Consider the following 8,081-nt stretch of genomic DNA (forward strand, 5'->3'; position numbering starts at 1 on the left):
GGGTCGTCGGGCCCGCACGCGGCGACGCCCGTCAGCCCGATCAGCAGCGCGGCGGCGGCAGCAGCGGAAGCGGCGGCACGGCGCATGAGTGGTTCCCCCCGGGATCAACATGAACATCAGTACGGACATCGGCATGAACGCCGACACGAGCTCCGACGCAGCCATCGACATCGGCACAAGAGCGGTCAGCCTACGTCACGGACCCACGCGGTTCCGGCACCGTTCGGGCACAGTGCGGACAAGACCGAAGCAGAAACCTCACCCGAACCGCCTCGGCCACCTGGCCCGCCCGGCCCAACCGCCCGCTCCACCCGGCCACCGCGTCCCTGGTGCACCACCGCCACCCGCGCGCAGCGTGGAGTGGAGAGGGGCAGCCGCAGCAGCACCCGCACGCCGGGGTTCACCGAGGTGGTACGCCATGAGCACCAGCCAGTCACCCACCGACCCGTCGCCCACCGGCCAGTCACCCACCGACCGGCCGCCCACCGGCCGGCCGCGCCGGATCGTGGTCGGGATCGACGGCTCACCGCCCTCGAAGGCCGCCCTGCGCTGGGCGGTCGGGCAGGCCGCGCTCACCGGCGCGGCGGTGGACGCGGTGGCGGCCTGGGAGTACCCGTCCCTGTACGGCTGGTACGCGCCGGTGGTGGACGACGGCTTCGAGCAGGCCGCCCGCCGCACCCTGACGAGCGAGGTGGACGAGGTGGTCGGCCGGGACCGCCCGGTGGAGGTCCGGGAGAGCCTGGTGCCCGGCCACGCCGCCGAGGTGCTGCTGGCGGCGGCCGAGCAGGCGGACCTGCTGGTCCTCGGCAGCAGCGGGCGCGGCACGTTCGCCCGGACGCTGCTGGGCTCGGTGACCACGCGGTGCGCGGTGCACGGGGTGTGCCCGGTGGTGATCGTCCGCGCCGACGGCACGGTCTCGGCGCCGCCGCGCGCCGTCACGACCACGGCGGCGGGCGGCCGCGAGACCCGCACCAAGGACTGGCAGCTCAGCCTGCACGTCGTCGAGGAGGGCGACACCACCCGCGTGCACGCCGTGCTGGACGCCGACGGCGACGTCCTGCACAGCGACACGCTCGCCCGCCGCAACCCGCGCGACACCCCGGCGGCGGCCGTCGGCGACGACTTCGCCGTCGGCCGGGCCCTGGTCGACCTCGGCCACCAGCTGCTGCGCGCGGGCGTCCACGGCGCCACCGGCCCGACGGAGGACTGAGCCCGACGGAACAGAGCGACGGGACAACCGAGCCGCGCCGGGCAGAAGGGTGAACCCACCCGAGGAGCGCCCACGCCCCGGCCCGGTGCGCCATGCTGAACCCCGACACCCGCCGTCCAGGACCCCGGAGCCGCACCCCTCCCATGGACACCACGACCACGGACGACTTCACCCCCGCCGAACGCGCCCGCGGCCGGGCCCTGCGCCGCGCCCAGCTCCCGTGGGCGCTGGGCGGGCGGCTGACCGGCCTCGCGCTCACGCTCGTCCTCGGCCTGACCCCCGCCGGGGCGGGCCTGGTGAGCGCCGTCGGCGGCTGGTTCGGCGGCTCCCGGACGGCCGGGGTGCTCGGGGGCGCGGCGGCGCTCGTCGTGCTCGGCCAGGCGGCGCAGCTGCCGTTCGGCGCGGGCGCGCGGACCGTCCGGGCCCGGTACGGGCTGGTGACGCAGGGCTGGGCGGGCTGGGCGGTGGACGCGGTGCGCGGTCTGGCGCTGGCGCTCGGGCTGGTCCTGCCGCTCGCGCTCGGGCTGTTCGCGCTGACGGCGTGGTCGCCGGAGCGCTGGTGGGTGCCGGGGGCGGGCGCGGCGGCGCTGCTCGTCGGGGCGCTGTCGTTCCTGCACCCGCTCGTCGTGGAGCCGGTGTTCAACCGCTTCACCCCGATGCGGGAAGGGCCGCTGCGGACGGCGCTGCTCGCGCTGGCGGAGCGGGACGGCGTCCGGATCCGGGACGTCCTGGTGGCGGACGCCTCCCGGCGGACGACCGCGCTGAACGCGTACGTGTCGGGGCTGGGCGCGACCCGCCGGATCGTCGCGTACGACACGCTGCTGTCGACGGCCGAGCCGCGCGAGGTGGAGCTGGTGGTCGCGCACGAGCTGGGGCACGTGAAGCACCGGGACGTCCTGACCGGCACCCTGCTGGGTGCGGTGGGCGCGGCCGGGGCGGTGGTGGTGCTGGGTCTGCTGAGCACGTGGCAGCCGCTCCTGTCGGCGGCCGGGGCGGCGGACGCGGCGGATCCGCGGGCACTGCCGCTGCTGGCGGCGCTCGGGGCGCTGACCGGGGCACTGTCGGGTCCCGCGCAGTGCGCGGCGAGCCGCCGGATCGAGGCGCGGGCGGACCGGCACGCCCTCGAACTGACCTCGGACGCCGAGCAGTTCATCGCGATGCAGCGCAGACTGGCACTGGCCAACGTGTCCGATGTCGACCCGCCCCGGGTGCTTGAGCTACTGTTCGCCACTCACCCCAGCGCGACCCGCCGGATCGCCGCCGCCCGCGCCTGGCGGGCCGGGGGCACGGGGGACGGCGGAACCGCGGACGGACCGGCGGGCGGGCCTGCGGACGGACCGACGGGCGGACCGGCGGGCGCCCCACCCGAAGCCGTTGTATAGTGCAACAAATCCCGAGGAGGTAGGACGCCGTGCCCGGCCGCCAGACGTCGATCGACACCATCCAGCGCGAGCTGACCGCCTTCGCCCGGCGCGCCCGCCACAAGGCCTCGCAGCTGCACCCCGACCTCTCCCTGGTCACGTACAGCATCCTCGACCTGATCACCGAGCGCGGGGGCTGCCGGGCGGCCGATGTCGCGGCGTACTTCATGCTCGACAAGTCCACCGTCAGCCGGCAGGTCACCGCCCTGGAGCGGCTCGGGCTGCTGCGCCGCGAGACCGACCCGGACGACCAGCGCGGCCAGATCCTGCGCGCCACCGACGCCGGGCTCACCCTCCTGCGGGACGCCAACGAGCAGCGCCGGCTCGCCTTCACCGAGCGCTTCACCGACTGGTCCGACGCCGACGTCGCCCGCTTCGCCGACTACCTCGCCCGCTACGGCGCCGAGGGCTGACCCTCCCAGGGCCCTCCCCCGGGCAACCATCGGCCGCCAGGGCCGCCGCCCGGGGTGCGCCGCACCGCCCCCACGGTGTACAGAGGAGAGGTGCCACTACGGCAGCGAGACCGTGACCCGCGCCCCCGCGACCGCCGCCGATCGTGGCGGCCCGACCGCCGCGCGCTGACGGCGCTGCCGCTCGCGCTGATCGTCATCATCACCGTCGTCGACGTCCTCGCCCCGCCGGACATCCACCTCGGCCCGCTGCTGATCGTCGCCCCGGCGCTCACCGCCTCGCTGGCCGGCGCCCGCGCCACGTTCGGCGTCGCCGTGCTGGCGCTCGCCGCGCTCACCGTCATCGGCGGCATCCGGGAGGCCGGCCTCACCACCACCAACATCCAGACCCAGATCGCCGCCCAGGTGGCCGTCTCGGTGCTGATCGTCGTGCTGCGGGTGCTGCGTGACCGGCACGAGCGCGAGCTGGCCCGGGTCCGCTCGGTGTCCGAGGCCGCCCAGCGGGTGCTGCTGAGACCCCTCCCGGACCGGATCGGGCCGCTGCACCTCGCGTCCGTCTACCTGGCCGCCGAGGCCGAGGCACAGGTCGGCGGGGACCTGTACGCGGCGGCCCGCACCCCGACCGGCACCCGGCTGCTGGTGGGCGACGTGCGTGGCAAGGGCCTGTCCTCGCTCGGTGACGCGGCCCTCCTGCTCGGCGCCTTCCGCGCCGCCGCCCACCTGCACGCCGACCTGCCCGGGCTCGCCGCCTACCTGGACGGCAGCGTCTGCTGGGACCTCGCCCAGGTCGCCGAGCAGGCCCGGCGCCACCGCCTCGACGGGGAACCGGACGACAGCGGGTCGGACGAGGTGAGCGAGTCCTTCATCACCGCCGTCCTGCTCGACATCCCCGACGACGACACGGTCGTCCACCTGATCGACTGCGGCCACCCGCCTCCGCTGGTGCTCCACACCTACGGTCTCGGCCCGCTCATCGCCCGCCACCCGGCGCCGCCGCTCGGTCTCGGCGAACTGGCCCCGACCACGTACGAGGTGGAGACGTTCCCGTTCGAGCCCGGCGACCGGCTGCTGATCTACACGGACGGCGTGATCGAGGCCAGGGACGCCCGCAAGCGCTTCTACCCGCTCACCGAGCGCGTCGCCGCCTGGCAGTCCGAGCGCCCGTCCGTCCTCCTCCGCCGCCTGCGCCGCGACCTGCTGGCCCACGTCGGCGGCCACCTGGGCGACGACGCGGCGATGGTCGTGGTGGAGCGCCTCCCCGAGGAGTGAGCGCCCCCCGAGGACTGAGCGCCTCCCCGAGGAGTAGGCGCCTCCCCGAGGACTGGCGATCAGGGCTTGTACGGCAGCTGGGGCACGTCGTAGCAGGTCGTCGTCATCGACGGCACCTGGGTGACCCAGCCGCCCGTGCCGCCCTGCGCCGCGTCCTGCCAGCGGGCGGCGTTCAGGCAGGCGCGGACCGGGCCGGCGGGCGGCGGCTGGGGGACGAACGAGGCGGGCAGGATCAGGCCGTGCGCGTCGTACGGCTCGGCGCGGTTCATGAACGCCTCCACGCAGGCCCGGGTGAGCGCCGCGCCGCAGGAGTCCATGGCGTCGGTGAGCCACTGGGCGCCCGCCCAGCCCTCCAGCTCCCACGCGGACAGCTGCGCCGCCCGGTCGGGGTAGTAGCGGGCCATCGCCGCCCGGAAGTCGTGCACCGCCGGGTACTGCTGGTCCTCGTAGTTCAGGCTGGACGAGGTCGCCCAGAGCGCGTTGCGGCAATCGGGTGAGGACCGGTAGTCGGTGCGCACCGACTCCGACCAGTTCTGCACGTTGGTCACCTTCGCCGTCACCCGCACCCCGGCCTCGTCCAGGGCGCGGCACAGCGCCGCGTTGCCGCGGGTGTCCATCGCGTCGAAGAGCAGCTGCGAGCCGTCGGCGCGGACGGCCGCGGCGACCGCCTGGAAGTTCGGCAGCGCGAAGTCCACCGTCTGGAGCAGCACGCGGTAGCCCTCGGCCTCGAGACCGGCCTTCAGCTGGGCGGCGTAGCGGGCCGAGTCGGCCTGGTTGTAGGCGACGACGGCCGCGCTGGCCGCGCCCAGCCGCTCCTTGAAGAAACGGAACACCTCGGTGCTCTGGTAGAGCGTCCCGTTCCAGCCGACCGACCGTCCGTCGCGCGGGGCGGCGCTGCCGTAGATGCCGTACAGGTGCGGCCAGCGGTCGTACGCGGTGCCGATCGGCTGCCCGCCGACGTCCGGCACGGCCTTGCCGCTGACGTACGGCGCGCCCGCGTAGTCGAGGACGCTGCCGCTCGCGAACGCGAAGACGTGGGCCTGGTCGACCAGGCGGTGGACGCAGTCCTGGTTGCCGATGCCGCTGCCGCCGTCGTCGCACGTGACGACGCGGACGGTGCGCCCGTGCAGGCCGCCGCGGTCGTTGAGGGCCTGGAAGAAGGCCTGGGCGCCGTAGCGCGGGCCGCTGAACACCTCGCTGCCGACCGGGCTGGTCAGCGAGGTGACGATGCCGATCCGGATCTCGCCGGCGGTGACGCCGGTGTCCGAGGCCGGGTTGGTGCCGGCCTCGGGACCCGGGGAGGACCCCGGGCCGGCGGGGGTGGGACGGGCGGTGAACGCGCCGTCCGGGAGCCGGGTGCCGCAGGCCGTCAGCAGGAGGAGCAGGGCCAGCAGGACGGCGGGCACCCGGCGGGGGGCGGCGGCCGTCAGCTGCACCCGGGGATCGGCGTGCCGCTGGCGCCGGCGGCCTGGGTGAGGAGGCCGCAGAGCGTGGCGCGCGCGACCTTCCAGGTGCCGTTGTCGAGGACGGCCTGGCCGGAGGCGTTCGGCTCGACGACGGTGCCCTGGAGGGAGAGCGCGTAGGTGACGGTGGCGTCCGTGGCGTCGGTGAACGTCACGTCGGAGACCTTGGCCTGCACCTGGCCGACGCGCGGGTCCTGGGAGAAGCCCTGGAGGACGGGGAGCAGCACGTCACCGTTCTGGAGCAGTTTGGCCTTGTCGGCGATGGGGGTGGCCGGGGAGAAGAACTTCTCCCAGTTGGCGGTGATCTCGGCCTTCGCGGCGGCGGGATCGGCGGGCGCGGTGCCGCTCGCCGAGGCGCCCGGCGAGACGGCGGCGCTCGCGCTGGCCACCGCCGACGAGATGGCCGCTCCCGCCGAGGAGACGGCCGCCGACGCCGCCGATTTCACCGACGAGGCCGCCGACGAGCCGGACTTGCTGCTGCTGCACGCGGCCATCGAACCGGCCAGCAGGAGCACGAGCAGCGCGCTCGCCGTCCGCAGGACCCTGGGCTTGCCGCTCTCCGTCACAGGCATTGCTGTTCCCTTTCGGGTCTCTTTGGTGTCTTGCGTGTCTTGGTGTCTCGGTCGCTTGCTGTCTTGGTCGCTTGCTGTCTTGGCGTCCCGGATGCCGTTCCGGGCCAATCCTGGAAACGTCGCAAGTGACACCATGAAGGCGGATCGATGGACGAATCGCAATCCGGGGGACGAACCGCCCGGAACGCCGCGCGGGGCTCCCCCGTCCGGCGCGGCGCCCGTCGGCTGCGGGCCCTCCAGGGCGCGCGCGAGTGGGCCGGGTGGCTGCTCTTCGCGGCCGCGGCGGTGCTGTGCGTGCTGGGCTGGTACGGGGTGTCCGGCGAGCGCTTCGCCGAGCAGCAGATCCCGTACCTGGCGTCGTCCACGGTCCCCGGGGCGGCGCTGATCGTGGCGGGTGCGGTGCTGGTCGCGGTGCGGCCGCCGTCCCCGTCCGGGCGCGGGGACCTTACCGACCGCCGGGTGGAGCGGCTGTACGCCCTCCTGGTCGAGCCGGACGAGCCCGCGTCCGCCGACGGCTTGAGCGACGACGACCCCGAGTGGCTCGCCGTCCCCGGCGGCACGCACTACCACCGGCCCGGCTGCCCGCTCGTCCTTGGGAAGGACGGGGCCGTGCCGGTGGACGCGCAGGCCGTCCGGGCCAGGGGCCTGACGGTCTGCCCGGTCTGCGAGCCGCCCGCACCGCCGGTTGACGGGGGTCCCGCCACCACCCGTCCGGGCGAGTCCACCCCGCCGGCCGGCTGAGCCCCCGATGGCCGCCACCGACTCGCTCGGCCTCACCGTCGACCTCGCCCTCGCCGGGCTCACCGTCGGCAGCGCCGCCGCGCTCAGCGGCATCGGCCTGGTGGTCTGCCACCGCGCCACCGGCGTGCTCAACATCGCGCAGGGCGCGCAGGCGATGGCCGTCGCCTACCTGCTGCGCGACCTCGTCGTGGTGCGGCACTGGCCGGTGTGGCCGGCCGTCGCGTTCTGCCTGCTGCTCGTCGCGCCCGCGCTCGGCGTGCTGCTGGACGTCCTCGTCTACCGCCCCCTGCAGCGGCGTGGCGCCGGGCCGGCCGACACGATGGTCGCCGGGCTCGGCGTGTTCGTGCTGCTCATCGGCGTCGTGGTGCTGCTGTGGGGCGCCGCGCCGCTGGCCGGGGCGCCCTCGGCGCTCGGCGGCGCACCGATCCGGCTCCCCGGCGGGCACACACTGCGGCCCGACACCGTCGCCCAGCTCGCCGCGATCCTCGTGCTGGCCGTCACCGTCGCCGTCACCACCCGCTGGACCCGCTTCGGCCTGCACCTGCGCGCCGTCGTCGACGACCGCAGGCTCGCCGGCCTCGCCGGGGTGGACGCCGACCGGGTCTCGGCCGCCGGCTGGGCGTTCGGCTCGTTCACCGCCGGGCTCGTCGGCATCGCCCTCGCGCCGTACCTGCTGCTCGACCCGTACGGGCTGCCGCTGCTCGTCATGGAGACCATGGCGGTCGCCGTCGCGGCCCGGCTGCGCAGCATCCCGGTCGCCGTCGCCACCGGGCTCGGCCTCGGCGTCGCCCAGGCCGAACTCACCCGGCTGCGCCCGTCCGGGCAACTGCTGCCGCTGCTGGAGGCGGTGCAGTCGAACCTGTTCGTCATCGCGCTGCTGGCCACCGCGCTGCTCGCCGGGCCGGGCATCTCCGGGGCACGGGCCGACGTCGCCCCGCTCGCGGTGCCCGGGCCGACGACATGGCGGGCCCTCAGTACTCCCACGGGTTCAGCAC

Annotated in this window: 8 protein-coding genes; 6 read left to right on the plus strand and 2 right to left on the minus strand. The window is 75.5% G+C overall.

Features of this window, described 5'->3' with window-relative positions; genetic code table 11:
* The first annotated feature begins 418 nt into the window (after positions 1-418).
* The 4 genes from AB0O00_RS23750 (at position 419) to AB0O00_RS23765 (ending at position 4,310) form a co-directional block, all read left to right on the plus strand.
* Complete coding sequence (locus AB0O00_RS23750) at positions 419-1,210, plus strand: universal stress protein (protein WP_363654894.1); 792 nt, start codon at positions 419-421, stop codon at positions 1,208-1,210.
* 143 nt (positions 1,211-1,353) lie between these two features.
* Positions 1,354-2,592: a M48 family metalloprotease gene (locus tag AB0O00_RS23755; RefSeq protein ID WP_363654896.1), complete on the plus strand. Its 1,239-nt coding sequence runs from the start codon at positions 1,354-1,356 to the stop codon at positions 2,590-2,592.
* Between the two features lie 29 nt (positions 2,593-2,621).
* Positions 2,622-3,044, plus strand: coding sequence for a MarR family transcriptional regulator (locus AB0O00_RS23760; protein ID WP_359957193.1), 423 nt, complete (start codon positions 2,622-2,624; stop codon positions 3,042-3,044).
* Between the two features lie 90 nt (positions 3,045-3,134).
* Entirely contained in the window at positions 3,135-4,310 is a 1,176-nt protein-coding gene (locus AB0O00_RS23765; RefSeq protein ID WP_363654898.1) for a PP2C family protein-serine/threonine phosphatase, read from the plus strand.
* A 59-nt stretch (positions 4,311-4,369) separates the two neighbouring features.
* Here the strand turns inward: AB0O00_RS23765 and AB0O00_RS23770 are convergent, their stop codons facing one another.
* Positions 4,370-5,746: an ABC transporter substrate-binding protein gene (locus tag AB0O00_RS23770; protein ID WP_363654900.1), complete on the minus strand. Its 1,377-nt coding sequence runs from the start codon at positions 5,744-5,746 to the stop codon at positions 4,370-4,372.
* Positions 5,737-6,345, minus strand: a complete 609-nt coding sequence (locus AB0O00_RS23775) for a hypothetical protein (RefSeq protein ID WP_363654902.1) — start codon at positions 6,343-6,345, stop codon at positions 5,737-5,739. The genes AB0O00_RS23770 and AB0O00_RS23775 overlap by 10 nt, the downstream gene beginning before the upstream one ends.
* A 147-nt stretch (positions 6,346-6,492) precedes the next feature.
* Between AB0O00_RS23775 and AB0O00_RS23780 the strand changes: the two genes are divergently transcribed.
* Positions 6,493-7,086, plus strand: a complete 594-nt coding sequence (locus AB0O00_RS23780) for a hypothetical protein (protein WP_363654904.1) — start codon at positions 6,493-6,495, stop codon at positions 7,084-7,086.
* A gap of 7 nt (positions 7,087-7,093) precedes the next feature.
* Positions 7,094-8,081 (plus strand): branched-chain amino acid ABC transporter permease (locus tag AB0O00_RS23785; RefSeq protein ID WP_363654906.1); only part of this gene is annotated, 988 nt, incomplete at its 3' end.

Source organism: Kitasatospora sp. NPDC093558 (assembly GCF_040683475.1).
In the GTDB taxonomy this organism is placed as follows: domain Bacteria; phylum Actinomycetota; class Actinomycetes; order Streptomycetales; family Streptomycetaceae; genus Kitasatospora.

Coding starts and splice junctions, on each gene's coding strand:
- AB0O00_RS23750 (WP_363654894.1), top strand. CDS start 419: ATGAGCACCAGCCAGTCACCCACCGACCCGTCGCCCACCGGCCAGTCA.
- AB0O00_RS23755 (WP_363654896.1), top strand. CDS start 1,354: ATGGACACCACGACCACGGACGACTTCACCCCCGCCGAACGCGCCCGC.
- AB0O00_RS23775 (WP_363654902.1), bottom strand. CDS start 6,345: ATGCCTGTGACGGAGAGCGGCAAGCCCAGGGTCCTGCGGACGGCGAGC.
- AB0O00_RS23780 (WP_363654904.1), top strand. CDS start 6,493: ATGGACGAATCGCAATCCGGGGGACGAACCGCCCGGAACGCCGCGCGG.